The following is a 26,350-nucleotide window of genomic DNA, read 5'->3' on the forward strand; positions in this document are numbered from 1 at the left end:
CATCAAAGCCCCTCGCCCGCGAAGTGAGAGAGGGGTTGGGGTGAGGGCCGTCGCACACCAGAGGGAAGCGCCCCCAACCGCATCGGCTACCCTACCCGGATGTTCCCCAGCGGTCCCACCCCCTCCGACCTCACGACCACCTCACCGGCCGTACTCGAAGTCGCGCCCCTGAGCGAGCTGCTCGACCGCGCCCGCCAGGCGCAGCGCGACGCGCGGCTCGACGAGGGCCAGACCCTGGCCGATGCCGTCTGGCATCGCGCCGACGCCGAGGGCTTCATCAACGAGCAGGCCGAAGCTGGCCGTCTCCGCGCCTTCTTCCGCCTGCGCCGCGGCGACCTGCGCGGCATGCTGGACGTCGGCGAGCGATCCCTGCGCCTGATGCGCCCGCTGGGCGCCAGCCCCGGCCTGTGCGAGCTGCTCCGCTGGATGAGCCTGGCCGCCTGCGAGCTCGGCGACTACGAGCAAGGCCTGAGCTGCGCCCATGAGGCGCTGAAGCTCGCCGGCGAGCTGGGCGATGCACGGCTGCATGCCGTCACGCTGAACGGCCTGGGCGCCTGCTTCGAGCGCATGGGCGATCCCTGGCAGGCCGAGCGCCTGATGAGCGAGGCCGCCGGCCAGTTGCGCACCTCGCCCACGCCCTATGAGCGCGTCATCACGCTCACCAATCTCTGCACCGTCGCGCTTGGCGCCTATCAGCTGCAACGCGACGGCGCCGCGCCGGACGAGGCCGCGCGCACCTTGGAACGCGCGCTGGCGCTCGCGAGCGAGGCGCGCCCGTACTCGCTGGAGCTCGGTGACCGCTATGGCATCGCGCTGACCGCCTCCAACTTCGGCGAGGTGCTGCTGCTCTCAGGCCGGCTGGACGAGGCCGAACCGCTGCTGCTCGAAGCCCGCGATGAATGCGTGCGCGCCGGCTTCCGCCTGCTGGACTGGCGGCTGCGCTGCATGCTGGCGGAGCTGCAACTCGCGCGCGGTCAGGCGGCCGCCGCGTGGAAGGCGCTGGAGGCGCTGCGAGCGGAGACCGATCGGGTTGGCGATCCCGCGCCCGATGCGGTTGCGGCCGTTGCGGCGGATGCGGTGCCGGTCGTCGCTGGCGATGCCGATCTGGCCCGCTTCCCCGCGCCGCTGTTCATCCGCCTGCGGCTGCATCAGGCCAGTTACCGCGCGGCCAAGGCGCTGGCGCTGCTGGGGCCGGCGCTGTACCACCTGGAGCAGGCTCGCGCGCTGGAGCGCCGCCGCGCGGTGGCGCAGCTCACGGCGCAGTCGCATTACTTCGTGTCGCGAATGGAAGCGGAATTCGCCGCCGATCCGGCCGCCACGGCGGAGCGCGATTCGGCTGCCTTCAAGGATCCGCTGACGGGTCTGGGCAACCGGCGCTGTCTGGAAGCGCGGCTGCCGCCGCTGCTGCGTGCCGCCGAGCAGGAGGAACGCCCCCTGACTGTCGCCCTCATCGATGCCGACGGACTGCGCAACATCAACGAGCGCCACGGCCTGGAGATCGGCGACCGCGTGCTGCAGGAGCTGGCGCAGCTGCTGCGCGAGAACACGCGCGGCAGCGATCTGCTGCTGCGCTGGGGCGGCGAGGAGTTCCTGGTCGTGTTCCCGGACACCGTCGCCGATCGGGGCTTCGAGGTCTGCGAGCGCATCCGCGCCAGCGTGTCGGTGCATCCGTGGAGCGAGCTCGCGCCTGGGCTGGACGTGACGCTGAGCATGGGGCTGGCCAGTGCGCCGCCCTTCGCGACCGATCTGCTCATCGCGCGCGCCAATGCGGCCGTCGAGCGCGCCAAGCACCTGGGGCGGAATCGGGTGGCGCTGGCCTGAGAGCCCGAAGACCCTCTCCTTTACCCTCTCCCGCCTACTCCCTCTCCCGCTTGCGGGAGAGGGCAGGGGAGAGGGTCTTTGGGCTCCCCCAACTGGCGCCCGAGACATTCAACGACCCCGAAGACCCTCTCCCCCACCCTCTCCCGCAAGCGGGCGAGGGAGTCACTCGTGCGGTCTCCCGGGGTGAGGGTGGGACCGCCGCAGTACGCCGTCGCTTCTGCGCCACCTTTGATCCGCCTGTCGCCCTGGAAGCCCTATCCGGGGACAGGTCTTGCGGGAAAACCTGCATCCGCTGTTTCTAAAATGAGAAGAGTTCTCATCTAGCGGGTAAATCCCCCGATGAGCCCCGGCCTCGGCAGCCGGCCGCGAGACCCGCGCGCCGCCGCTACCGGACCCTTCGCGCCAGCCTGATTCCACGCCTCTTCCGCGTCCCGCGACCTTGCCGTCGCGCGCGTCACGCGGTCCCCGGGGTGGAACGTAGCAAGCCTTCATCGTCCAACCACCAGCCCCGCCAGGGGCGCGGTGCGCCCGAGTGCGCGCCGGCACGGGCTCGCGCCCTCGAATCGACCTCATGTCCCGCTCGACTTCCTCCGCCCTCCAGGTCCTGCCCGTGGCCGCTGCCGTCGCGCTGCTGCTCTCCACCGCCGCCGCCGTCGCACAGGTCACGCCCGCCGCCTCGTCGACCTCTGCCGATGCCGCCGCGCCGTCCGAGGCCGACAGCGCCACCCCGTCCGACGACGCCACCACCGACGCCAAGACCGCCGGCGACCGCCGTCGCGCGCTTGACCGCGTGACCATCAGCGCCGCGCGCAAGAAGCTCGAAGGCGCCAGCACCAGGCTGCCGCTGACCGCGCGCGAGACGCCGCAATCCGTCAGCAGCATCGACGCCGAGCGGCTCGAGAACGAGACCCTGATCAGCATCAACGACGTGATGCAGACCATCACCGGCGTCAACGTGTCCTTCTACGACACGCAGCGCCCGCTGTACTTCGCGCGTGGCTTCCAGATCACCGACTTCCAGGTCGACGGCATCCCGACCTACAGCGGCGGCACCAACCAGGAATACGACACCGTCTTCTACTCGCGCATTGACGTGATCCGTGGTGCCAACGGCCTGACCACCGGCGCGGGCATCCCCTCGGCCACGGTGAACATGATCCGCAAGCGGCCCGAGAAGACCTTCTCCGCCTATGGGGCGATGGTGTGGGGCTCCTGGGACCATCACCGCGTCGAGGCCGACGTCAACACGCCGCTCACCAGCGACGGCCGCGTGCGCGCCCGCTTCATCGCCGCGGCGCAGGAGCGCGATTCCTTCCGCGACCGCTACAGCGAAACCAAGACCGCCTTCATGGGCGCCGTCGAGGCCGACCTGCTGCCCGGCACCACGCTGACCGTCGGCTATCAGGACCAGAACAACACGCCCAAGGCGCCGATCTGGGGCACCATCCCGCGCTTCGCCTCGGACGGCTCGCTGGCCAACCTGTCGCGCGCGACGAGCTTCTCGCCCTCCTGGACCCGCTGGTCGCGCCAGAACGGCACGGTCTATGCCTCGCTCGAGCAGCAACTGGGCGCGGACTGGGCGCTCAAAGTCATCGCCAATCACAGCGAGGGCGACAGCTTCAGCCTGCGCACCTACGGCAGCGGCTATCCCGATCCCAAGACCGGTGCCGGCATGAAAGTGCTCGCGGCCGTCGGCCAGAGCTGGGAGAAGCGCGACAGCCTTGATGTCTACGCCTCGGGCACGCTGTCGCTGTTCGGCCGCGCGCATGACATCGTCATCGGCGCCAACGGCGTCAAGACCACGACCACCACGCCGACCTACACCTCGCTGGCGTCGTGGAGCTACGCGATCCCGGACATCCGCACCTGGGACGGCACGGCGCCGATGCCCACGTTCAGCGCCACCGGCGCCAAGCGCATCGCCACCACCGAGCAGAGCGGCATCTTCGGCACCGCCCGCTGGCGCCTGACCGAGCCGCTGTCGCTGATCACCGGCGCCCGCGTGAGCTGGTGGAAGACCGGCACCGACGCCTTCAACGCGGCCGGCAACTTCACCGGCAACAGCGGCGCCTACAAGGTCACCGGCGAGGTCTCGCCCTACGTGGGCTTCGTCTACGACCTGCTGCCGTCGCTGTCGGTCTACGCCAGCTACACCGATCTGTTCAAGCCGCAGAACTACAAGGACAAGAACAACAACCTGCTCGCGCCCATCCGCGGCAGCAACACCGAGATCGGCCTGAAGGGCGACCTCTTCGACAAGCGCCTGGCGCTGTCCTTCGCCGTCTTTGAGGCCAAGCAGGACAACTACGCGGTGCGCGACTCGTCGCAGCCCGAGGGCTCGCTGCCCGACGGCGGCTCCGCCTACATCGGCGTGAACGGCACCAAGACCAAGGGCTTCGAGTTCGACGCGGCCGGCCGCATCACCGACCGCTGGACGCTCGATGCCGGTTACGCCAACACCCGCATCACCCGCGCGGCCACCGACCTGATCTATGCCAACCTGCCGCGTCACACGGTGCAGCTGAGCACCAGCTATCGCATGCCCGGCGCGTGGGAAAGGCTGACGGTCGGCGCGGGCCTGAACTGGCAGAGCACGGTGACGGGCTACGGCATCCCGCATCCGACGCTGGGCACGGTGACGGTGACGCAGCCGTCCTATCTGCTGCTGAACCTGAACGCCAACTACCAGCTCAATGATCACGTCAGCCTGGGCCTGTCGGTGCGCAACGCGCTGGACAAGACCTACTGGGCCAATCTGGACTACCCCAACTACGGCGACCCGCGCAGCGTGATGGTGAGCCTGCGCGGCCGCTTCTGATGAGCAAGGCCAAGGACGCGCGCGACGCCCGCCTGCCGTGGCGCTATCGGGGGGCGGTCGCCTCGCGAGCCGTCGCGGCGCTGGGCGGCGGCTATCTGCTGGCCTCGGCGCTGGGCGGCGCCATCGGCGCGTACTTGCAGCCGGTGCTCGGCGACAGCCGCGCCGAGGCCGCCATCACCGGCGTGATGGCAGGCTTCGTCGCCTACGTGATCGCCTTCATGACGGCCTTCGCCACCCGTAGCGCGTGGCGCGCCTGGGTCTGGATCCTCGGGCCCGCGCTGCTGCTGGGCGCGATCACCTGGGGGCCGCGCTGGCTCGCTTGAGACCTGACCCTTCACCCGCTCTCCTGCTCTCCCGCTGTCGTCGCGTGTCCCGCTCCTTCATCTCCTCCACCATGAATCGACACCCCGCCCTGTCCCCCTTGCCGTCGAGCCGGGAGTCCACATGAGAACCGACGGCGCGCGCGAAGGCTTCCGCCAAGCGATGGCGTGGCTGCACACCTGGACCGGTCTGGTGCTGGGCTGGCTGCTGTTCGCGATCTTCCTGGGCGGAACCTTCGCCTTCTTCAAGAACGAGCTCAACCTGTGGAGCCGCCCCGAGCTGCACGCGCTGCCGCCCGCCGGTCCGCTGACGGCGACCCCGCTGGCGGGCTACGAGGACGCGATCCGGCGCCTTGCGCCGCAGGCCACCAGCTGGCGGCTGAGCGTCCCGGACGAGCGTCATCCGCAAGCCTCGGTCTTCTATCGCAACGCGCCGGCGGCGCCGGGCCAGCGCGCGCGCTTCGAGCAGCGCCATCTCGACCCGTCCAGCGGCGAGGTCATCCCGGTGCGCAAGACCTTCGGCGCGGGCGAGTACTTCTATCGCTTCCACTTCGAGCTGCGCTCGGCGCAGCAGAGCAAGTGGATCCTGGAGGGCCGCTGGGTGGTGGGCCTGGCGACGCTGCTGATGCTGGTCGCGCTGCTGAGCGGCGTGGTCACGCACCGGCGCATCTTCAAGGACTTCTTCACCTTCCGCCCCAAGTCCAAGGCGACGCAGCGCGCCTGGCTGGACGCGCACAACGTGTGCGGCGTGCTGGCGCTGCCGTTCTATCTGGTCATCACCTTCAGCGGGCTGATGACGATGCACAGCATGTACCTGCCGGCGCCGATCGACGCGGCCTTCGGGAAGCAGTCATCGGCGTACTTCAGCGAGCTCAGCGGGGACGCGGTGCCGCGTGGCCGAGCACGCGAGGGTGAGGCGCAGAGCCCGCTGCCCGCCATCGGCGTAGCCGGGTGGGAGAAGGTGCTGAACGACGTGCGGCGGCAGATGCCGGAGGGCCGCGTCGAGGGGATCGGCCTGCAACGTGAGGGCTCGCGCACGGTGATCGAGTTCACGCCGAATGACGGCGATCGCTTGCAGTACCGGGGGCCGCGCCTGTTCTACGACGCGGAGTCGCTGATGTTGATCCGACGCGCCGACAACGAGCGGCCGGCGGCGAAGACCTATGGCGTGCTCTACGGCCTGCATGTGGCGCGCTTCGCGGACATGTCCTTGCGCTTCGTGCTGGCGGGGCTGGGGCTGTTGGGCACCGCGATGATCGCGACCGGGCTGGTGTTGTGGAGCGTCAAGCGTCGCGCTGATGCGGAGCGTCGCAAGGTGGGGGTGGGGCGTGGGCACAAGCTGGTGGATGCGCTGAACATCGGTGCCATCGCGGGGTTGCCGATCGCGATGGCGGCGTTCTGCCATGCGACGCGATGGCTGCCGCTGGACATGGCCGAGCGGCCGGATGGGGAGATCAAGGTCTTCTATGGCGTGCTCGCGCTGGGCTTCCTGGCCGCGGCGCTGGGGGCGCGATGGCGGCATCTGTTCGTTGCCGGCGCGATGGCGTGGGCGGCGCTGCCGGTGATGGACATCGTCGGCGGATGGCCGTTCTGGCAGGCGGGCGCGACGGTGCGGGCGGTGAATGCGGGCTTCGTCGTGATCGCGGCGCTGCTGGCGGTGATGGCGTGGAAGTGCGGGCCGCGGGCGGCGCCGCCGGTGTGCAGGAAAGCCGGTCAGACGGCGAAGGCGCCGAGCACCGCGACGGAGGGCGCGTGATGGACTTGCTGCATCCGATGCTCTGCTCGTTCGCGGCCTTCGCGGCGCTGTGCCTGGCGATGGAGCGCCATCATGAGGATGCGCTGGAGGCCGAGCCTAGCGCGCGGCGCGTGCGCAGGTTGCGGGTGGCGGCGGCGGTGGCCTTCTTGGCGTCTTGGTGGACGGTGATCCCGCGCAGCGATTACGGTATCGCGTGGACGATGTGGACCGTGCAGTTGACTGCCGGCGCCGTGGCCGTGGTGGCGCTGATCACGTGGTGGCCGAAACGGCTGCCCGCCGCAGCGCTGGCTGTCGGCGCGGCGGCGGTGATGCTCATGCCGTTGACGGCGCCAGGGTGGAGGTGATGGGCTCGCTGTGTGGCACGGCCCTCACCCCTACGCCTCCGTCTCCACCGCCTGCACCACATTCCGCCCTTGCCCCTTGGCCCGATAAAGCGCCGCATCCGCGCGCCGCATGACCTCCGCCGCGCTGACGTCCTTGGCTGACGACTCCGCCACCCCGAAGCTCGCTGTCAACGGCCACTTCTGCCCATTCCACTCGAAGGGCAGTCCCTCCAGCACCGCCCGCATGCGCTCCGCCACCAGCATCGCGCCGGCGATGTCGGTGTGCGGCAGCAGCGCGCAGAACTCCTCCCCACCGAGCCGCCCCAGCAGATCCACCTCGCGCAGACAACACGACGCGATCCCCACCAGCGCCTTCAACGCCGCGTCCCCCGCCGCATGCCCCAGCGTGTCGTTCAGCTGCTTGAAGCGATCCATGTCCAGCAGCACCACCGCATAGCCGTGGCCGCGCATCTGCCGCGCGTGCTCGACATCCATCGCCTGCGACAACGCACGCCGATTGAGCGCGTCCGTGAGCGGATCCCTCTCCGTGAGCCGACGAATCTGCAACACCAGCTTCATCAGCAGCAGAAAGGCCATCCAGCCGTTGATCGCCATCGCCAGCACCAGCGAGGCCCATAACCACGCGACATTGAACGGGCTGCGGACGTCCAGCTCCGCCACCTGCGCCGGCGCCAGCAGCGCCGCCACCAGGCGCGACAGCACCAGCAGCGCCACCACCAGCAAGGGCAACGCGATGACCGACGCGGTGCGCGCCCGCAGCCCGCGCCGACGCAGCAGCCGGAAGGCGTCCAACCCGGCGAACAGACAGAAGCCGCTCATCGCGCTGTCCATCAGCAGTTGCCGGCGCAGCGGCTCCGGGCCGATGACCAGCATGGCGCTCAGCAGCGGCACCGCCGCGACCACCGCGAGCAGATTGCGCCACGGCGCCGGCCGCTCTCCGATCAAGGGCACCGAGACGCGGATCAGCCCGAAGGCCGCCAGCGACAGCAGGTCCGCCACGAAGGCCTGCATCGGCAGCAGATGCGGGAAGAATCCGCCGTCGTTGAGCAGGAAGGACGCGGCCAGCAACGTGTTCGCGCCCGCCAGGCTGGCGCAGCCCCAGGGCGACTCGCGCAGGCCCACCGCGATCATGAGCCACACCACCGCGGCGACCGCGAAGATCGCCACCAGCGCCGCGATCATCGAGCTGGGATCGGTGGCCGGCATCAGGCGAACTCCGCCTCGTCGGCGCTGCGCAGCACGCGATTGCGGCCGCGCGCCTTGGCCGCGTACATCGCGGCGTCCGCTCGCGCCAGCGCGCCGCGCCCTTGCAGGTCCTCGCGCCGCATCGTCGCCACGCCGAAGCTCGCGCTCAGGGGCCAGGTCTTGTCATCCCAGTCCAAGGGCCGCTCCTGCAGCAGGCGGCGCAGCCGCTCGGCCACCAGCGTCGCGCCGGCGATGTCGGTGTCGGGCAACAGGACGGCGAACTCCTCGCCGCCGATGCGGCCGAAGGCGTCGGTGTCACGCAGCGTCTCGCCGATGACGGTCGACAGATGCTGCAGCGCGGCGTCGCCTCCGGCATGTCCCAGCTCGTCGTTGATGCGCTTGAAATGGTCGACGTCCAGCACCACCAGCGCGTGGCCGCGGCCGCGGTCGACCTGCGCCTGCAAGCGGGCGAGCTGCTCCTCCAGCGCACGCCGGTTCAGCAAGCCGGTCAGTGCGTCGCGCCGCGTGAGGTGACGCACGCGCGCGATCAGGCGCTGCAGCACCAGCGCCACCAGACCTGTCGCGATGGTCAGGTTGACGACCAGCCGCAGCAGCGACAGCGGCGCGTTGTCGGCCATGCCGGACAGCGCCAGCGCAGGCGGCAACCAGCCCAGCAGCTCCGCGGCCCGCCACAGGCAGACGCCGGCCAGCACCGCGTAGGGCAGCAGCAGCGTGCCGGTGAGCAGCAGGCCGAAGCCGGCGCCGATCGCGATGTCCCGTGCCGCCATCACGGTCAGTAGGGCCCCGGAGACGTTGTCGACCACGCGCGCGGCGGCCAGGTTCGGATAGGACAGGGCGGCCGCGAGCAAGGAGATCCCCACGATGGCGGCGATGTCGCCCAGCGGGCAGCGCGCCCGCATCAGGCCGCGGACGCCGGCGGTGAGCAGGCCGGACGCCAGGATGCTCAGCGGCAAGGCGACGGAGATCTCCAGTGACCCCGTCAGCCCCGGCCACCACGACAGCGCCAGCAGGCCGTGGTGCGCGGAGATCAAACGCGCGGCGCGCGGCGCGATGCGCAGCGCTTGGCCCAGCAACAGCCAGACGACGCAAGCGACAGCGTCGAACACGGCAATCACCATCAGCAACGTGTCGGCGTCGAGCGGCGGCATGCGGGCCATCATCGCAAAGGGCTGAGAGGCACACAATCGTGCGCACGACAGCCGATGTCCCCCGTTCCACGGCGCCTTGTGCGGCCAGGATCCCGCGGTGGACTGCCGGCGCGGCGAGAGGCCGGGCGAGGCCCTCGCCCGGCAAATCCGAGGCCCGGGCGGGCGCCGTTGGCGCGCCTATCGGAAAGCGGGCGCCGCCGGGGCTCAGCGCCGCTCGACCAGTACCGGCGTCAGCGCCATCGCGGTACGGACGCGCTCGGCGGCTGCCCGCGCATCCTCGCGGCTGCTGAACGGGCCGGCCTGCAAGCGGTGCAGGTTCTTGTCCTTGAAGATGGTCAGCATGGGCGCGAGCTCCTCCATGCCGCGGGTGAACTGCTCGCGCAGCTGCTCCGCACCCTCGAGGCGGGAGAAGGCGCCGAACTGCAGCCAGAAGCCTTGCGCGGCCGCGATCTTCAGCGCCGGGACCGGCGCGCGCGAATCGGTCGCGGCGATCGCGCCGGCGGTCGCGGTGGCGACCGCGTCGGCCTTGGACTGGCCCGCGGGCGGCAGATCGCTGCCCGGGGGCAGGGCGGTGATCGGAATCTGCACCATGCCGTCCGAAGCCGGTGCCGCCGCCGCGATCACCGGAGCCGGCGTCACCGGCGGCCGCAGCTGCGCGGTGGTCGGCAGGGTCGGCGCGCCGCTGGGCGTGGCGGCGGCGTAGACCGGCGTGTCGGGCGCGACCTTGGGATCGGGCGACAGCGTGTCGCGGTCCTTGGTCCAGGCGCCGGTGCGGATGTCCTCGTAGGTGATGCGCTCGATCTCGACCGGGGCGACGCCGTGCAGCACGTCCAGCTTGAGCGCGGCGGTGTAGCTCAGGTCGATGACGCGGCCCTTGTGGAAGGGACCGCGGTCGTTGATGCGGACGATGACCTCGCGGCCGTTCTTGGGGTTGCGGACGCGGGCGTAGCTCGGGATGGGCATGGTCGCGTGGGCGGCCGTCATCGCATACATGTTGTAGACCTCGCCGCTGGAGGTCGGCTTGCCGTGGAACTTGCGCCCGTACCAGGACGCCAGGCCCTTCTGCACCAGCGGCTTGTCGTCGGCCACGGGCTCGTAGCGCTCGCCCAGGACCTCATAGGGCTTGTTGGGCCCGCCTTTACGGATGTTCTCCATCTTGGGCATCGCGTTGGGGATGCTCTGAAGGTCGGACGGGATGTCGGTGCCGGGGCCGTCCTTGTCGGGCCAGGTGGTGATCTTGGGACCGCCCGGGACGGGACGGCTGGGGGCGGGACCGCGGCTGGCGCAAGCGGCCAGGATCAGGGCACACGTCAGGACGGCCAGGCGCTGGCCGGCGGGGCGGGCTTCAAACATGGGCGCAACCCTAGCAATGCGCCACGGTTTTGCCAAGGTTATGCTCCACGCTCGCTTTTTGCGTTTCCCCTGCTTTCCTCCCCTTACCGGTCCTTGCGACCGTCCAGTCCGCACCGTCATGAGCACCTACATCTTCCCCCCAGCGCCGCAGGCCGCCGTGGCCGTGCGCGGCAGCGACGCGCGCTACGCCGTCAGCCGGATCTTCTGCGTCGGCCGCAACTACGCGGCCCACGCGCGCGAGATGGGCAGCGATCCCGATCGCGAGCCGCCGTTCTACTTCACCAAGCCGGCCAACGCGCTGGCGCCGTCGGGCGGGACCATCCCCTACGCACCCGGCACGAAGAACCTGCATTACGAGATGGAGCTGGTGGTGGCCATCGGCAAGCCGGTCTTCAAGGCCACGCCCGAGCAGGCCGCCGACGCGGTCTGGGGCTACGCCGCCGGTCTGGACATGACGCGCCGTGACCTGCAGAACGAGGCCAAGGCCATCGGCCGCCCGTGGGATCTGGGCAAGGGCTTCGAGCACTCGGCCGTGATCACCGAGCTGGTGCCGCGCAGCGAGCAGGGCGAGCTCAGCAAGGGCGCGATCACGCTGTCCGTGAACGGCGTCGAGAAGCAGCGCGGCGACCTGTCCGACATGATCTGGAGCATCCCCGAGCTGGTGGCCAATCTGTCCCAGTTCTATCACCTGGAGCCGGGCGATCTGATCTACACCGGAACGCCCGAGGGCGTGGGCCCGGTCAAGCCGGGCGACAAGATCGTCGGCGTGATCGAGGGCTTCGGCGAGCTGACGATCACCATCGGCGACGCCGAGTAAGCGCTCGGGCCGACCGCATGTTCGATCACAACGAGACCCTGGACGAGGCCCGCGCGCGCAACATCCGCGATGCGCTGTTCGAGGACATCGGCATCAGCGACTGGACCGCACGCCTCGTGCCGGCGGACCGCCGCGTGAAGGCCCATGTCCGGGTACGCGAGGCGGCGGTGCTGTGCGGCCGCGACTGGTTCGAGGGCGTGTTCTCGGCGCTGGACGGGTCCTCGCGCATCGAGTGGCTCTACGAGGAGGGCGCCGACATGGCGCCCGACACCGTGGTCTGCCGCATCGAGGCCGACGGTCGTGCGCTGCTGTCGGCGGAGCGGCCGGCGCTGAACTTCCTGCAACTGCTGTCGGGCACGGCGACCACGACGCGGGCCCATGCCCGCGCGATCGAGGGCGCGAGCCCGAATCCGCGCGGCTGCGTGGTGCTGGACACGCGCAAGACGCTGCCGGGTCTGCGCCTGGCGCAGAAGTACGCGGTGCGCGTGGGCGGCGGTGCGAATCAGCGTCTGGCGCTCTACGACGGGATTCTGATCAAGGAGAACCACATCGCGGCGGCGGGCGGCGTGTCGCAGGCGCTGCGCGCGGCACAGGCCTTGAACGCCGGCGTGTCGGTGCAGGTCGAGGTCGAAACGCTGGATCAGCTGCGCGAGGCGCTTGGCGCCGGCGCGGTCAGCGTGCTGCTGGACAACTTCAGCGAGCCGATGATGCGCGAGGCGGTGACCATCGCCGGGGGTCAGGCCTTGCTTGAGGTGTCGGGCGGCGTGGCGCTGGACCAGCTGCGCTGGATCGCGGCGACGGGCGTGGACCGGATCTCGGTCGGGCGCCTGACCAAGGACGCGAAGGCGGTTGATTACTCGATGCGGGTCGACGGCTGACGCTGGCTCAAACATCAGCGAGCTCTGCAATTCGGCGCCATATCTGGCGCCGAACTTCTTTCTGACACTGGCGGCCTTCTTCGAAGGAGTCAGCCAGGATGGAAGCAAGCAATGACGAACGCGTGCCCGACGCCAATGCCGGGGCGCTCCGGGAGATCCTGAGCCGGTGGTCGGCCAGCATGGCGGCGCTGGTGCTCAACGAGGTCGAGGCGCGGCTGCGGCTCATGGCGGAGCTGCGTGGGAAGCTCGACGTGATTGGCGTTGATGAAGTGCACGAGTTGCAGCCGCTCTTCAAGCGCGGGCTGTGGATGCTCGGGTCGGAATTCGAGTCGGCGGAATTCACGTCCAACGTGGGCATGACGCGCGTGATCCGGCAGCTGCTCAAGCTGCCGACGGAATGCGGCTCCCGCAACCGTCCCGACTTCGTCGTTCTGCCCGAATCCAGCGTCGGCCTCTACGCCTGTCCTTCCTATGACGGCGGCCACGAGGTGGACGGCGTCGCTCGCATCGTGATCATCGAACTGAAGACGACCGGCAAGGAGATCGGCGACGCCGAGCGGGCTCAGGTGTGGAAGTACATCAAGGAGCTGCGAAGCAAAGGCTGCCTCCGGCCCGGCTCGAAGGTGGATGGCTACGTGCTGGGCTCGGCGATAGAACGCGGCGAGGAAGAGCCATTCGTCTATGGAACGCTGGGGACCGTGACGCTCATGCGCTACGACACGCTGCTGGAGCGTGCCGAGCGCCGGCTGCTCAATCTCTACGACAGGATCAAGGACGCGCCCTTTCTGACCCCGCCCTCCAGCATCTCCGGGCCCGCGCCCGCGGCCCTGCCGCAAATGGCCAAGACCGAGACCGAGACCGAGAACGGCCACGCCGCAGCCTGACGCGCGCCGCACCGTGGCGGGCACCCGCCCAGTGCCCGCCACACCAATCTTGTGCGCAAGCCTGGTGCGCGGATGATCGCCAGCCTTGCATACAAGACCGGTGCACCTGGGAAGGCGCGCTGACGCGGCGGCTGGCACGGAAGCTGCAAAGCCCCGTGCATGGGCACCACCGCCACCGACATCAGCCAACGCATCATCGAAGCGGTGCTGGCGCAGAAGCTCGCCCCCGGCACGCGGCTGGGTGAGCAGCAGCTGGCCATGCTGTTCGACTGCAGCCGCACCATCGTGCGGGAGGCGCTGACCCGGCTGGCCGCGCGCGGCATCGTCACGGTCAGCGCGCGTCGCGGCTGGTATCTGATCGAGCCCTCGCGCGATGACGCCCGCGAGGCCTTCGAGGCCCGCCGCGTCATCGAGCTCGGCCTGCTGCGCGGCCGACCCGCGCTCGACAAGCCCGCGCTCACGCGATTGAAGAAGCACCTCGCGCAGGAGAGGGCCGCGCTGCGCGGTGACGATGTGGGCGCGCGCAGCTTCCTCCTCGGCGACTTCCACGTCTGCCTGGCCGAGTGCCTGGGCAACAGCCTGCTCGCCGACGCGCTGCGCGACTTCACCGCGCGCACCACGCTGATCGCGATGCTCTACCAGTCCTCTCACGACGCCGCGCAGTCCTGCCAGGAGCATGTCGCCATCGTCGCCGCGCTCGAGCAGGGCGACGCCGCCCGCGCGGAGGCGCTGATGGCCGAGCACCTCGCCAGTGTGCAGTCGGCGCTGCAGCTCGAAACGCCGACCGACGACCCGCTGCATCAACTGCGCCAGGCGCTCGCGCCGGTGACGCCGACCGGCACCGCCTCCGTCCTCCCGGCCTCGCGCCGATCGCGCGCGGCGCGGTCCGGCGAGACCGAGTCCTCCGAATCCGCCCCCGCCCCCTACCTAGGAGCCTTGCTATGAGCCACGCAGACCGTTCCTCCCCCCGTTCGTCCGACCGTTCGCTGATGCCGCGCCGCGTGCTGCTGGCCGCCGGTCTCGGCCTCCTCGCGCTGGGCGCTCAGGCGCAGACCGCGCTGGACACGATCACCAAGTCCAAGACCATCAAGATCGCCATCCCCACCGACTACCCCCCCTACGGTTTCGTCGGCCCGGACATGAAGCCGCAGGGCCTTGACGTCGCGATGGCCGAGCTGATCGCCGCCAAGCTGGGCGTGAAGGTCGAGCTGGTCCCCGTGACCAGCGCCAACCGCATCCCCTATCTGCAGACCAAGAAGGCCGACCTGGTCATCTCCACGCTGGGCAAGAACCCGGAGCGCGAGAAGGTCATCAACTTCAGCGCCGCCTACGCGCCCTTCTTCCAGGCCGTCTTCGCGCCCAAGAACGTCACGGTCAAGAGCTTCGCCGACCTGGCCGGAAAGTCCGTCGCGGTGACCCGCGGCGCGATGGAGGATCAGGAGCTGGCCAAGGTCGCGCCGGCCTCGCTGGAGTTCAAGCGCTTCGAGGACAACAACGCCACCATCGCCGCCTTCGCGGCCGGCCAGACGCAGGTGCTGGCCACCAGCGCCGCCGTCGCCGGCAACCTGATGCAGCGTCAACCCGGGCTGAACGTCGAGTACAAGCTGCTGCTCAAGGACAGCCCCTGCTTCGTCGGCGTCGCCAAGGGCGAGGACGCGCTGCTGGCCAAGGTGAACACGATCATCGCGGCCGCCAAGCAGGCCGGCGAGCTGGAAGCGCTCTCCAAGAAGTGGCTGGGCCGCGGCGCCGGCGAGCTACCGCTGTGATGCGGCGCGCGATCGCGCCGGCCGTGGATATCCAGCGTCGCTGACGTCCCGGACTCGCGCGCCGCGCATGGATCGACTCCCGGTACTTCCCGCGATGAGGACCTTCCCATGATCGAGTTCGACTTCGGCGCCGTCCTCGCCGAATGGCCGCTGCTGCTGCGCGGTCTGGCGTGGACGGTCGGTCTCACCGCGGTGGCAGTGCCGCTGGGTTTGCTCATCGCCACCGCGGGCGCCTGGTCGCGCGTCTGCGGTCCGGCGTGGCTGCGCCGCGCGGTCGGTGCCTACGTCGAGGCGCTGCGCAACACACCGTTCATCGTCCAGCTCTTCTTCATCTTCTTCGGGCTGCCGTCGCTGGGCGTGAAGCTCTCGCCTGAAGCGGCCTCGCTGATCGCGATGACGCTGAACCTGGGCGCCTACGGCACCGAGATCCTGCGCGCCGGCATCCAGGCCGCGCCGCGCGGGCAGTGGGAGGCGGCACAAAGCCTGGCCCTCGGTCCGATGCAGGTCTTCACGCGCGTGATCCTGCCGCCCGCGTTCAAGCGCGTGTGGCCGGCGCTGACCAGCCAGATCGTCATCGTGATGCTGGGGTCGGCGGTGTGCGGGCAGATTTCCACCGAGGAGCTCAGCTACGCCGCCAACCTCATTCAGAGCCGCAACTTCCGCGCCTTCGAGGCCTTCATCATCGCGACGCTGATCTATCTGGCGTTGTCGATGGCGGTGCGCCGCTTGCTGCTGTGGGCCGGTCCGCGCTGGTTCTTCGGCCGCAGGCCCGCCCGGACGTCAACCCCGATGGCATCGGCATCGCCCAGCGGCGCGGGAGCCCGTCCATGATCGAGTTCACCCTCTGGGACATCCTGCGCAACCTGGCGCTCGCGCTGCGCTGGACGGTGGCGCTGTCGCTGATCGCTTTCATCGGCGGCGGGCTGGTGGGCGCGGCGCTGCTGTGCCTGCGTATCGGTCTGGGCCCGTGGACGCGGCGCGCGATCGGCGTCTACATCGCGGTCTTCCAAGGGACGCCGCTGCTGATGCAGCTCTTCCTCGCCTACTTCGGGCTGGCGCTGCTGGGCATTGAGGTGTCGGCGTGGACGGCGGCCTCGCTGGCGCTGACGCTCTACACCAGCGCCTACCTGGCGGAGATTTGGCGCGGCTGCGTCGAGGCCGTGCCGCAAGGCCAATGGGAGGCCGCGCGCAGCCTGGCGATGAGCTTCGGCGAGCAGCTGCGCCATGTGATCCTGCCGCAGGCGATGCGGCTGGCCATCGCGCCGACGGTGGGTTTCCTGGTGCAGGTGATCAAGGGGACCGCGCTCGCTTCGGTGATCGGCTTCGTGGAGTTGACCAAGGCCGGCGGGATGATCGCCAACGCGAGCTTCAAGCCCTTCCTGGTCTTCGGCTGCGTGGCGTTGTTCTATTTTGCGCTGTGCTTCCCCGTGAGCCTGGCCGCCCGACAACTGGAAAGGAAACAGCATGGCCGCGCTGCCTGACGACATCGCTGAGGATCAACTGCCGCGGGTCACGCCCTTTCCCGGCGTGCCCATCGTGCGCATCACCGCGTTGCGCAAGTCCTACGGGAACAACGAGGTGCTCAAGGGCATCGACCTGGACGTGATGCGGGGCGAGGTGATCGCGCTGATCGGCAAGAGCGGCTCGGGCAAAAGCACGCTGCTGCGCTGCATCAACGGACTGGAGCAGTTCCAGGACGGCTCGCTGCGCGTGGCCGACAAGCCGCTGCTGCACGACAGCGCGATGGCGATGCGCGCGCTGCGTCAGCAGGTCGGGATGATCTTCCAGAGCTTCAATCTGTTCCCGCACCTGAGCGTGGGTCGCAACGTGATGCTGGCGCCGACGCTGGTGAAGCGGCGCTCCGACAAGGAGGCCGCGGAGCAGGCGCGGGCGCTGCTGGCGCGGGTCGGTCTGGCGGAGAAATTCGACGCGATGCCGGATCAGCTGAGCGGCGGTCAGCAGCAGCGGGTCGCGATCGCCCGTGCGCTGGCGATGGAGCCGCAGGTGCTGCTGTGCGACGAGATCACCTCGGCGCTGGATCCGGAGCTGGTCGGCGAGGTGTTGCGCGTCGTCGAGTCGCTGGCGGAGGAGGGCATGACGCTGCTGATGGTCACGCACGAGATGAGCTTCGCGCGCAAGGTGGCGGATCGGGTGATCTTCATGCATCAGGGCCGCGTGCATGAGATCGGTCCCCCGGCGGATCTGTTCGGGTCGCCGCGCACGCCGGAGCTGAAGCAGTTCCTGTCGTCGCTGCACGATTGAGATCGGTGGGGCGCGTTACGCGTCACGCGTCGCGCTTGGCTCGAGTGACGCGTGTGTCTTTCGCAACGATGGTGCGGCGGATCGGATCCGCAGTGAATGTCATCTGAAACGCCCGCCTGACCGATCCTTGCAGGGGCGCCGACTCGGACAAGTCGGAATCCCGGGAATGCCGATGGAATCGGCCTTTCAAGCGATCGGGGCGTCGATAGACTGCCTCGTCATGAGCCAGCGTCATTCCCTTGTCGGTACCGGTCTTTACTCCACCTACGAAGCCTCACGGCTCGTGGGCGTGGACTTGCGCAGCGTGCGTCGATGGCTGAAAGGCAGCTCGCGCAGGACGAAACACGGCATCCGCACCACACCTCCGCTCTGGCTGCTTCAGTACTGGGACGACGAGGAGATCGGCGACCGGTATGTGCTCGGGTTCAAGGATCTGATGGAACTGCGGGTGGTGGCGAAGCTCGTGGCGCAAGGTGTCTCGTTGCTGACGATTCGCGCGGCCATCGCCATTGCTCAGGAGCAGATCGGACCGTATCCGCTGCAGTCGCGGCGCTTCCTGACGGATGGGAAGCGGATCTTCATGGACATCGTCGGCGTCGGCGGGCAGCCATCGCGCTTGCTGGACGTCCAGGCACGGCAACTCGTGCTCGACGCCGTGATTCGGCCCTCGCTGTTCGACGGTGTCGAGTTCGATGGGGAGGGCAACTCGCTGCGCTGGTTCCCCGTTCCGAATGAGCGAGTGATCGTGCTTGACCCGGCGCGGTGTTTCGGAAAACCCATCCTGCTGCGTACCAACGTGGCGACGGACACGCTGTCGCTCTCGCATCGCGCCGAGAAGGGCAACACCGAGTTCGTCGCGCGCATCTGGCGAGTGACGCCTGAGGAGGTGATGGCGGCTGTCGCCTTCGAGGAGGGACTGGCGGCATGAAGTTCATCTTCGACAACAACCTGTCGATCGACCTGGCCAAGGCGATTGGCGAGCTGTCCCGTCAGGAGTGCGTCGTGGAACGCGTTCACCACCTCAAGGACCTTTTTCCTCAAGGCGCCAACGATGTGGTGTGGCTCAACCGTCTTCAGGATCACGGTGCCAACTGGGTGGTCGTCACCAACGACAAGCTCAAGAAGCAAGGCGGAGACGAGCGGGCGACATTCCATCGCAACGAGCTGATCGGCTACGTACTCGACCCGCAATGGAATGGCCAGGGCTTCTGGGCCATCGCGGAACGACTCGTCGAATGGTGGCCGATCATCCTGGAGCACGTGAAGACAGCGCGGAAGGGGCTCTACCGCGTGCCCTGGAAGACCAGCTCCGCTCGCAAGTTGACTTCCTTCTGATTTCTGCCTCGCTGGCTAGACTCCGTCATCCCATTTTGGAGCTCGTCATGCCTGACCGACGCTCGATCCTCCGATCCACGCTCGCGCTGAGCTCGGGCGCCATGGCGATGTTCTCGATGTCCGAAGCGACGGCGGCGCCGCCGATGCCGACAAGCGACGTCAACCCCGTCCGCGATGCCGAGATCGCCTTCGCCGCGACGATGGCGCGTCGGGACTTCAAGGCCTTTGCCGATTTCGTCGCCGAGGATGCGGTCTTCATCAATGGCAAGACGCCGCTGCGCGGAAGAGCCGCGGTGCTCGCGTCATGGAAACGCTTTTTCGAGGGCGCGGAGGCACCGTTCTCCTGGGCGCCCGACCTGGTCGAGGTGCTCCCGGACGGCAAGCTCGGCTACAGCACCGGGCCGGTCCATGTGAAGGGCAAGGTTGTCGCGCGCTTCGCATCGACGTGGCGGCTCGATCCCGATGGGCGTTGGCGCGTGGTCTTCGACAACGGCAGCGATGTCTGCGATTGCAAGGAATGAGACCTCAGTCCATTCCGCTCACGCGAACCAATCCTCGTCCGGCAACTGCTCGAACACCCGTTTCAGCCCGCCGCCCCAGCCCTGGCTGATCGTGGTGAAGTAAGGGTCGTCCTTCGTGATCCGATGCGGTTCCGCCGGCGCGAAGCTGTCGGTCTTGTAGAGCAGCATGTCGATCGGCAGCCCCACCGACAGATTGCTCCGGATCGTCGAGTCGAACGAGATCAGCGCGCACTTGGTCGCCTCCGCCAGCGAGCTGTCGAAGTCGATGACGCGGTCGATGATGGGCTTCCCGTACTTGGACTCGCCGATCTGCAGATAGGGCGTGTCCTCGGTCGCTTCGATGAAGTTGCCTTGCGGGTAGACGTGGAAGATGCGCGGCGTCTCTCCCCGGATCTGCCCGCCGACGATGAAGTTGGCGCCGAAGTCCACGCCCTGGTTCAACTGGCCGTTGCCCTCGCTGTCGCGGATGACGACCTCCTTCAGCGTCCGGCCCACCAGCTCCGCCACGTCGTACATGGACGTGAGGCTCATCACATGCGGGCCTTCGCCCTTGGCGCGTTGGCGCAGCAGGCTCACCACGCTCTGCGTCGTCGCCAGATTGCCGGCGGTGAGCAGCGTGATCAGGCGATCGCCCGGCTGCTCGAAGAGATTCATCTTGCGGAAGGTCGCGATGTGGTCCACGCCCGCATTCGTGCGGGAATCCGAGGCGAACAGCAGGCCGGTACGCAGCCGCATGGCAACACAGTAAGTCATGGGTCTCAAGCGTAGCGCATCAGGCTTGCTGGGCGCCGTGGCCGCGCGTCCTCACTGCTGATCGCCCGTGCCGGGCTTCACGAGCACCTCGGCCCGCATCGTCTCCAGCCCACCCCCCGTGCGCACGCCGCGCACCGGGCAGGCGTCCAGGTAGTCCGCCCCGATCGCCAGCTTCACATGCCGGCCGTCGGCCAGGCATTGGTTGCTGATGTCGTAGCCCAGCCAGCCGCCTGCCATGCTGCTCGCGTCGTCCTCGGGCTTCGCGTCGGGCAGGCGGACCTCGGCCCAGGCGTGGCTGGCGACGTGCTCCGCGTCCGTGGCCAGATAGCCCGAGACGTAGCGGGCCGGCAGCCCCAGCAGCCGCGCGCAGCAGACGAAGACCTGCGCGTGGTCCTGGCAGACGCCGCGTCCCGTCTGGAAGGCCTCCGCCGCGGGCGTGGCCGCGTCGGTGTAGCCCCGCAGATAGGGCATGCGCTCGCCGATGGCGGACATCAGCATCAGCAGCGCCCCGTGGGCATCGGCTTTGGCCGCGTCCGCGAAGCCGGCGGCGAAGCCGCGCAGCGCCTCATCGGCGCGTGTGAGCACGCTGTCCCGCAGGAACAGCGGCGCCGGCAGCTCGTCCTCCGGATCGGGCCGCGGCGGGCCGTCGTCGGTGATGACCTCGCCCATGGCCCGCAGGACGATGTCGCGGCGCGGACCGTCCAGGCTCAGCACGTGCATGGTGTTGCCGAAGGCGTCGGCGCAGCTGCTCGCCGGGGCCGGCAGTGCCAGACCCCAGTGCAGGATCCGCAGCCCGCGCGAGCGCCGCGGCGTCAGCCGCAGGTACTGCGTGCTGCGGGACAGCGGGGCGTCGTAGTCGTAGACGGTCTCGTGCGAGATGTGCAGATGCATGGCCGGAGCTCCTGAATGGCCGAGGCGCGATGAGCAATGAGCAAAGAGAAATGACAGCGACAAGCGCCGCTCATTGCGCCTCGAAGTAGGCCTGCTGGATGTCCAGGCTCAAACGTGCAGAGTCCTCCAGGAAGCCGGTCAGCCAGATGTGCAGGCCCTGCTCAAGGATCTCGTCCACCGCACCGTACTCCAATCTCAGCGCCAGCCGACCGGCGCTCTGCTTGACACTGCGGCCCGCGTCCTGCGCGCCCTCGCGCGATTCGATCTGCGGCAGTACCGAGCGGATCTCGTCGCAGCAGGCGCGCAGCGAGCGCGGTACGTCCGGCCGCAGGATCAAGAGCTCCGTCACGCGGCGGCCGTTCAGGCTGTCGCGATAGGCCGCGTGATAGGCCTCGAAGGCCGACAGCGATCTCAGCAGCGCGTTCCAGGCGTAGAAGTCGGGCGCGCTCTCGCTGGGCGCGTCCACCGGCGCCAGCGAGTCCACCGCCGGCGCGATCAGCTGCGACTTCACGTCCAGCAGGCGCGCCGTGTTGTCGGCCCGCTCGACGAAGGTCCCCAGCCGGATGAAGCAATACGCATCGTTGCGCTGCAGCGTCCCGTAGGTCGCGCCGCGGAAGAGGTGCGACCGCTCCTTCACCCAGTCGAAGAAGGACGAGGGCTCCACCACGCCCTTGCGCGCGAGTTCGCGCGCCTCCAGCCAGCTGGTGTTCAGGGCTTCCCACATCTCGGCGGTGATCTGGCCGCGCACCGCATGCGCGTTCTCGCGCGCCTGGCGGAGGCAGGACAGCACCGAGGCGGGGTTCTCCAGATCCATCCCCATGAAACGGAAGAGCTGCTCCGCGCTCAATCGCGGATGGCGCGCCTGATAGGCCTCCAGCGTGCCGGTGATGGCCAGCGGCGCGGCCAGCTCCGTCGCCGCGCCGCGCGATTGCGGCAGCAGCGACAGCGAGTGCGTGACGTCGAGCATGCGCACCAGGTTCTCGGCGCGTTCCATGTAGCGGCTCATCCAGTAGAGCTGTGCGGCGGTACGGCTGAGCATCTCAGTTCTCCAGAATCCAGGTGTCTTTCGTCCCGCCGCCCTGCGACGAGTTGACGACCAGCGAGCCCGCCTTCAGCGCGACCCGCGTCAGCCCGCCCGCGACCATGTTGACCTCGCGGCCCGAAAGCACGAAGGGCCGCAGGTCGATGTGGCGCGGCGCGATGCCGCGCTCGACGAAGGTCGGGCAGCTGGACAGACACAGGGTGGGCTGCGCGATGTAGTTGGATGGGTTGGCCCGCACCCGCTGCTTGAAGTCCTCGACCTCCGCCGCCGTCGACGCCGGCCCCACCAGCATCCCGTAGCCGCCGGCGCCGTGGACTTCCTTCACCACCAGCTCGGCCATGTGGTTGAGCACGTGATCCAGGTCGGCCGGCTTGCGGCATTGCCAGGTGGGCACGTTGTGCAGGATGGGTTCCTCGCCCAGGTAGAAACGGATCATGTCCGGCACGTAGGGATAGATGGACTTGTCGTCCGCCACGCCGGTGCCGACGGCGTTGGCCAGCACCACGTGGCCCTGCTTGTAGACCGACAGCAGCCCCGGCACGCCCAGCATCGAGTCGGCGCGGAAGGCCAGCGGATCGAGGAATGCGTCGTCGATGCGGCGGTAGATCACGTCCACGCGCTTGGGACCCACCGTCGTGCGCATGAAGACGAAGCCGTCCTTGACGAACAGGTCCTGGCCTTCGACGAGCTCCACGCCCATCTGCTGCGCCAGGAAGGCGTGCTCGAAGTAGGCGGAGTTGAAGGGGCCCGGCGTCAGCACCACGACGGTCGGGTTGTCGGCGGGGCTGGCCTGACGCAGCGTGTTGAGCAGCAGCGCCGGGTAGTGTGCGACGGGAGCGATCGGATAGCGGGCGAAGAGTTCCGGAAAGAGCCGCATCATCATCTTGCGGTTCTCCAGCATGTAGCTCACGCCGGAGGGCACGCGCAGGTTGTCCTCCAGCACGTAATAGCCGCCGTCGGAATGCCGGATCAGGTCCACGCCGGTGATGTGCGCGTAGATGCCCAGCGGCAGGTCCAGTCCCTGCATCGCCGGCTGGTACTGCGCGTTGGCGAAGACCTGCTCGGCCGGGATCAGGCCGGCCTTGACGATCTCATGGTCGTGATAGATGTCCCAGAGGAAGCGGTTCAGCGCGGTCACGCGCTGGCGCAGGCCGCGCTCGAGCATCTGCCAGTCATCGGCGGGGACGATGCGCGGCACGGTGTCGAAGGGGATGAGTCGCTCGGCGCCGGCCTCGTCGCCGTAGACGGCGAAGGTGATGCCGACCTTGTGGAAGAGCAGATCGGCCTCGGCCCGCTTCTTGGCCAGTGCGTCGGGCGTCTGCGCGTGCAGCCAGTCGGCGAAGGCCTGGTAGCTGGGCCGGATGGCGCCGCTTTGCAGCAGCATCTCGTCGTAATGGCCGGCGGCCGGAAGGGTCAGCGCATGCATGGGGTCTCCAACGCGGCGCCGCCGACGGCCGGCGGCCCGCCCCGAGCGTGATTGCAAGGCCCGTGCCCAGCGCCGAGCGCCGGCGGGGCTTGACGGCTACCACAGCTTGCCCGTTTCCGGTGCGTGCGGGAAGGCCGCCCCGGGGCGGTGCCTCGGCCTTGCCCGTGACTGGTGCAGTGGCAATACTCCGCGTTGCGCCCCGACGCGCCAGTCGCTACAACTGCTGCAATGCCCAACGACGCCCAGGTCCTCACTTCCCCCGATGCCGCCCCCTCCGGAGAGCCGCCGCCCGTTCCCGACGCGGGCGCCTACGTGCCGCCCCGCGGCTCCCGCGCGTCGCTGGGCCGCTGGCTCACCGCGATGGTGCTGGCCGCGGTGGCGGTGGCGCTGCTGAGCTCCGCGCTGCTGATCGAGAACTTCGCCCGCGCCCATGCCGAGCGCCGCGCCGTCGAGAGCCTGCGCCAGGTCGCCGTCGACTTCCGCGACGCGCTGGATCGCGGCATGGCGCAGCAGTTCAAGGAGGTCCGGGTGCTCGCGCAGCTGGAGCCCTTCCGGCGTTTCGAGGATCCCGAATCGATGCGCCGCGCGCTGGACCAGATCCAGGTCGGCTTCGACCACTTCGCCTGGCTGGGCGTGACCGACGGGCAGGGCAAGGTCGTGGCGGCGGCGGGTGGTCTGCTGGATGGTGTCGACGTCTCCAAGCGCCCCTGGTGGCAGGGCGCGCGCAAGGGCTCGCCCTTCGTCGGCGACGTGCATGCGGCCTTGCTGCTGGAGAAGCTGCTCCCTCGTCAGAGCGAGCCCTGGCGATTCGTCGACTTCGCGGTGCCGCTGCTGGATCCGCGCGGCCAGCTGCAGGGCGTGTTCGGCGTCCACCTGAGCTGGGGCTGGGCGCGCCAGATCAAGAGCGAGCTGATCGACGCCACCATGTCCTCGCATCAGGCCGATGCACTGGTGCTGGGCAAGGACGGCTCGGTGATCCTCGGACCGGCGGAGCTGGAGGGCAAGCCCGTCGCGCTGCCGCCGGAGACCGGCATGGGACTGCGTCAGCACGAGGCCGACGGCATCGACTACTTCGCCGTCAGCGTACCCAGCGAGGGCTACGGCGCGTACCCGGGCCTGGGCTGGACGGTGCTGGTGCGGCAGCCGGTGGCTGTCGCGCTGGCGGACTACTACCGGCTGCGTCGCCAGATCGTGCTGAGCGCGGTGCTGCTGCTGACGCTGGCCGTGCCGCTCAGTTGGTGGCTGGCGCGGCGCATGAGCCGCCCGTTGGACGAGCTGACCGGCGCGCTGGCGCGCCGCCATCACTTCGGCGAGGGCGCGCTGCCGCAGGTCGGCGGCTATCGCGAGGCGGCCGTGCTGTCGCATGCCTTGCAGGAGCTGTCCGCGCGGCAGGCGGCGCAGGATCGCTCGCTGGCGGAGCTCAATGCCTCTTTGGAGCGGCGCGTGCAGGAGCGCACCGTCGAGCTGCAGGAGGCGATGACCCGGCAAGAGTCCAGCGAGCGCCGTTTGCGCACGATCGCCGACAACCTGCCCGTGCTGATCTCCTACATCGACGCGGACCAGCGCCTGCGCTTCCTGAACGCGACCTTCCGCAGCTGGATGGGGATGGAGCCCGATCAGGTGCTGGGCCGCACGCTGGAGGAGGTCGTCGGGCCGGTGCTCTACGCGCCGCGGCTGCAGTTCCTCAAAGGCGCGCTGGCGGGCGTGCGGCAGCGCTTCGAGACGCGCTCCGAATCCAACGGCATCAACCGCGACCTGCTGACCGAGTACGTGCCCGACATCCGCCCGGACGGCACGGTGGCGGGCGTCTACACGCTGGCGACCGATATTTCCGCGTTCAAGCAGGTGGAGCGGGAGTTGGACCAGCTCAGCCGCATCGATCCGCTGACGGGCTTGCCGAATCGGCGCCAGTTTGAATCGCGCCTGTCGGAGGCGCTCGCGCGCACGCGCCGCAACGAGCGGACGTTGGGGCTGATGTTCCTGGACCTGGACCACTTCAAGCGGGTGAACGACTCCCTGGGCCATGCGGCCGGCGACGTGGTGCTGAAGGTCTTCGCGGACCGGGTGCGCGGCGTGATTCGCGAGACCGATCAGCTCTGCCGCTTGGCCGGCGATGAGTTCGTGCTGATTCTGGAGAACCTGAACGAGCCCGGCGAAGCGGCGGCCGTGGCGCAGAAGGTGCTCGACGCGGTGATGCAGCCGCTGAGCTTGCAGGGTCAGGACTTGACCTTGTCCACGAGCATCGGCGTGGCCTGCCATGTCGGCGGGCCGGAGAGTGAGGCTGCGCTGCTGGGCCGCGCCGACGATGCGCTCTATGCCGCCAAGGCCGCGGGTCGCGGCTGCTGGCGCACGGCCGAATGAACGAGAAAACCGATGCCGCGCATGCGGTGTAATCCGTCGATGGCTTCTTCAGAACTCTCACCCGACGACGCACCGCGACCCGAGCTGCGGTTGCGCATGCGCGTCACCGTCGGCGATGTGATCGCGGTCGGTCCCGGCAAGATCGCGCTGCTCGAAGCGCTCGACGAGACGGGCTCGATCACGGCGGCGGCGAAGTCGCTGGACATGTCTTATCGCCGGGCCTGGCTGCTGATTGACGAGCTCAATCGGGCGTTGAAGGAGCCTGCGGTCGCCACGGCTGCCGGTGGCGCCAAGGGGGGCGGCAGCGCGCTGACCGAGACGGGCCGGGCGCTGGTCGGGCTGTATCGGCAGATCGAGGCGACGGCCCTGCAGGCTTGCAAGTCGGAGATCCGGCAGCTGATGAAGTTGCTGGCGTCTTGAGGGCCGGGCGGGGCGGGGAGGGGCTGGGGACGGCCCCGGAAGACCCTCTCCCCCGCCCTCTCCCGCAAGCGGGAGAGGGGGCAAGACAAGCGCTCCGGGAAGCGGGCAAGGGGGCAAGACAAGCGCTGGTGACTCCCTCTCCCGCTTGCGGGAGAGGGCAGGGGAGAGGGTCTTCGGGCTCTCCCCCGCCGACCCCACGCAATATCCTGATATATATTGCGTGCCTCC

Annotated in this window: 25 protein-coding genes; 18 read left to right on the top strand and 7 right to left on the bottom strand. The window is 69.2% G+C overall.

What is annotated here, in order from left to right:
• The first annotated feature begins 99 nt into the window (after positions 1-99).
• The 5 genes from ABDW59_RS20070 (at position 100) to ABDW59_RS20090 (ending at position 7,059) form a co-directional block, all read left to right on the top strand.
• Positions 100-1,821: a tetratricopeptide repeat-containing diguanylate cyclase gene (locus ABDW59_RS20070; protein ID WP_343632402.1), complete on the top strand. Its 1,722-nt coding sequence runs from the start codon at positions 100-102 to the stop codon at positions 1,819-1,821.
• A gap of 571 nt (positions 1,822-2,392) precedes the next feature.
• Positions 2,393-4,639 carry a TonB-dependent siderophore receptor gene (locus ABDW59_RS20075; RefSeq protein ID WP_343632404.1) on the top strand — a complete coding sequence of 749 codons (2,247 nt, stop codon included), beginning with the start codon at positions 2,393-2,395 and terminating at the stop codon, positions 4,637-4,639.
• Complete coding sequence (locus ABDW59_RS20080) at positions 4,639-4,962, top strand: DUF3649 domain-containing protein (RefSeq protein WP_343632406.1); 324 nt, start codon at positions 4,639-4,641, stop codon at positions 4,960-4,962. The genes ABDW59_RS20075 and ABDW59_RS20080 overlap by 1 nt, the downstream gene beginning before the upstream one ends.
• Positions 4,963-5,083: 121 nt before the next feature.
• Positions 5,084-6,715 carry a PepSY-associated TM helix domain-containing protein gene (locus tag ABDW59_RS20085; RefSeq protein WP_343632408.1) on the top strand — a complete coding sequence of 544 codons (1,632 nt, stop codon included), beginning with the start codon at positions 5,084-5,086 and terminating at the stop codon, positions 6,713-6,715.
• Complete coding sequence (locus tag ABDW59_RS20090; RefSeq protein WP_343632410.1) at positions 6,715-7,059, top strand: DUF3325 domain-containing protein; 345 nt, start codon at positions 6,715-6,717, stop codon at positions 7,057-7,059. The genes ABDW59_RS20085 and ABDW59_RS20090 overlap by 1 nt, the downstream gene beginning before the upstream one ends.
• A gap of 30 nt (positions 7,060-7,089) precedes the next feature.
• Here the strand turns inward: ABDW59_RS20090 and ABDW59_RS20095 are convergent, their stop codons facing one another.
• The 3 genes from ABDW59_RS20095 to ABDW59_RS20105 form a co-directional block, all read right to left on the bottom strand.
• Positions 7,090-8,265, bottom strand: a complete 1,176-nt coding sequence (locus ABDW59_RS20095) for a GGDEF domain-containing protein (RefSeq protein WP_343632411.1) — start codon at positions 8,263-8,265, stop codon at positions 7,090-7,092.
• Positions 8,265-9,413, bottom strand: coding sequence for a GGDEF domain-containing protein (locus tag ABDW59_RS20100; RefSeq protein WP_343632413.1), 1,149 nt, complete (start codon positions 9,411-9,413; stop codon positions 8,265-8,267). Before ABDW59_RS20100 ends, ABDW59_RS20095 begins: the two co-directional genes overlap by 1 nt.
• A gap of 204 nt (positions 9,414-9,617) precedes the next feature.
• Positions 9,618-10,766 carry a septal ring lytic transglycosylase RlpA family protein gene (locus ABDW59_RS20105; RefSeq protein WP_343632415.1) on the bottom strand — a complete coding sequence of 383 codons (1,149 nt, stop codon included), beginning with the start codon at positions 10,764-10,766 and terminating at the stop codon, positions 9,618-9,620.
• A 118-nt stretch (positions 10,767-10,884) separates the two neighbouring features.
• On the opposite strand from ABDW59_RS20105, the gene ABDW59_RS20110 reads away from it, so the two are divergent.
• From ABDW59_RS20110 to ABDW59_RS20160, 11 genes are all read left to right on the top strand, one after another.
• Positions 10,885-11,583 (top strand): fumarylacetoacetate hydrolase family protein, encoded by a 699-nt coding sequence (locus ABDW59_RS20110; RefSeq protein ID WP_343632417.1) that lies wholly within the window; start codon positions 10,885-10,887, stop codon positions 11,581-11,583.
• Between the two features lie 17 nt (positions 11,584-11,600).
• Positions 11,601-12,461: a carboxylating nicotinate-nucleotide diphosphorylase gene (gene nadC, locus ABDW59_RS20115; RefSeq protein ID WP_343632419.1), complete on the top strand. Its 861-nt coding sequence runs from the start codon at positions 11,601-11,603 to the stop codon at positions 12,459-12,461.
• Positions 12,462-12,583: 122 nt separating this feature from the next.
• Positions 12,584-13,345: a hypothetical protein gene (locus tag ABDW59_RS20120; protein WP_343632421.1), complete on the top strand. Its 762-nt coding sequence runs from the start codon at positions 12,584-12,586 to the stop codon at positions 13,343-13,345.
• 159 nt (positions 13,346-13,504) lie between these two features.
• Positions 13,505-14,290 (top strand): GntR family transcriptional regulator, encoded by a 786-nt coding sequence (locus ABDW59_RS20125; RefSeq protein ID WP_343632422.1) that lies wholly within the window; start codon positions 13,505-13,507, stop codon positions 14,288-14,290.
• Complete coding sequence (locus ABDW59_RS20130; protein WP_343632423.1) at positions 14,287-15,111, top strand: transporter substrate-binding domain-containing protein; 825 nt, start codon at positions 14,287-14,289, stop codon at positions 15,109-15,111. The genes ABDW59_RS20125 and ABDW59_RS20130 overlap by 4 nt, the downstream gene beginning before the upstream one ends.
• A gap of 108 nt (positions 15,112-15,219) precedes the next feature.
• Positions 15,220-15,942 (top strand): amino acid ABC transporter permease, encoded by a 723-nt coding sequence (locus ABDW59_RS20135; RefSeq protein WP_343632424.1) that lies wholly within the window; start codon positions 15,220-15,222, stop codon positions 15,940-15,942.
• Positions 15,939-16,592 (top strand): amino acid ABC transporter permease, encoded by a 654-nt coding sequence (locus tag ABDW59_RS20140; protein ID WP_343632426.1) that lies wholly within the window; start codon positions 15,939-15,941, stop codon positions 16,590-16,592. Before ABDW59_RS20135 ends, ABDW59_RS20140 begins: the two co-directional genes overlap by 4 nt.
• Positions 16,576-17,373 (top strand): amino acid ABC transporter ATP-binding protein, encoded by a 798-nt coding sequence (locus ABDW59_RS20145; RefSeq protein WP_343632428.1) that lies wholly within the window; start codon positions 16,576-16,578, stop codon positions 17,371-17,373. The genes ABDW59_RS20140 and ABDW59_RS20145 overlap by 17 nt, the downstream gene beginning before the upstream one ends.
• A gap of 220 nt (positions 17,374-17,593) precedes the next feature.
• On the top strand, positions 17,594-18,301 hold the full coding sequence (locus ABDW59_RS20150) for a DUF433 domain-containing protein (RefSeq protein ID WP_343632430.1): 708 nt from the start codon (positions 17,594-17,596) through the stop codon (positions 18,299-18,301).
• Positions 18,298-18,708 carry a hypothetical protein gene (locus ABDW59_RS20155; RefSeq protein ID WP_343632432.1) on the top strand — a complete coding sequence of 137 codons (411 nt, stop codon included), beginning with the start codon at positions 18,298-18,300 and terminating at the stop codon, positions 18,706-18,708. Before ABDW59_RS20150 ends, ABDW59_RS20155 begins: the two co-directional genes overlap by 4 nt.
• Complete coding sequence (locus ABDW59_RS20160; protein ID WP_343632434.1) at positions 18,609-19,229, top strand: nuclear transport factor 2 family protein; 621 nt, start codon at positions 18,609-18,611, stop codon at positions 19,227-19,229. The genes ABDW59_RS20155 and ABDW59_RS20160 overlap by 100 nt, the downstream gene beginning before the upstream one ends.
• 18 nt (positions 19,230-19,247) lie before the next feature.
• Here ABDW59_RS20160 and ABDW59_RS20165 read toward each other — a convergent pair whose 3' ends face one another.
• From ABDW59_RS20165 to ABDW59_RS20180, 4 genes are all read right to left on the bottom strand, one after another.
• Positions 19,248-19,982, bottom strand: a complete 735-nt coding sequence (locus ABDW59_RS20165) for a proteasome-type protease (protein WP_343632436.1) — start codon at positions 19,980-19,982, stop codon at positions 19,248-19,250.
• Between the two features lie 51 nt (positions 19,983-20,033).
• Positions 20,034-20,873, bottom strand: coding sequence for a transglutaminase family protein (locus ABDW59_RS20170; protein WP_343632438.1), 840 nt, complete (start codon positions 20,871-20,873; stop codon positions 20,034-20,036).
• Between the two features lie 70 nt (positions 20,874-20,943).
• Entirely contained in the window at positions 20,944-21,912 is a 969-nt protein-coding gene (locus ABDW59_RS20175) for an alpha-E domain-containing protein (RefSeq protein WP_343632440.1), read from the bottom strand.
• Position 21,913: 1 nt separating this feature from the next.
• Positions 21,914-23,341 (bottom strand): circularly permuted type 2 ATP-grasp protein, encoded by a 1,428-nt coding sequence (locus ABDW59_RS20180; RefSeq protein ID WP_343632441.1) that lies wholly within the window; start codon positions 23,339-23,341, stop codon positions 21,914-21,916.
• A gap of 228 nt (positions 23,342-23,569) precedes the next feature.
• Here ABDW59_RS20180 and ABDW59_RS20185 point away from each other — a divergent pair, with 228 nt between their 5' ends.
• Positions 23,570-25,702, top strand: coding sequence for a diguanylate cyclase (locus tag ABDW59_RS20185; protein WP_343632443.1), 2,133 nt, complete (start codon positions 23,570-23,572; stop codon positions 25,700-25,702).
• 39 nt (positions 25,703-25,741) lie between these two features.
• Positions 25,742-26,122, top strand: a complete 381-nt coding sequence (locus ABDW59_RS20190; protein ID WP_343632445.1) for a LysR family transcriptional regulator — start codon at positions 25,742-25,744, stop codon at positions 26,120-26,122.
• The last annotated feature ends 228 nt before the right edge of the window (positions 26,123-26,350 follow it).

The sequence above is a fragment of the Roseateles sp. genome, assembly GCF_039595295.1.
Classification (GTDB): domain Bacteria; phylum Pseudomonadota; class Gammaproteobacteria; order Burkholderiales; family Burkholderiaceae_C; genus Roseateles.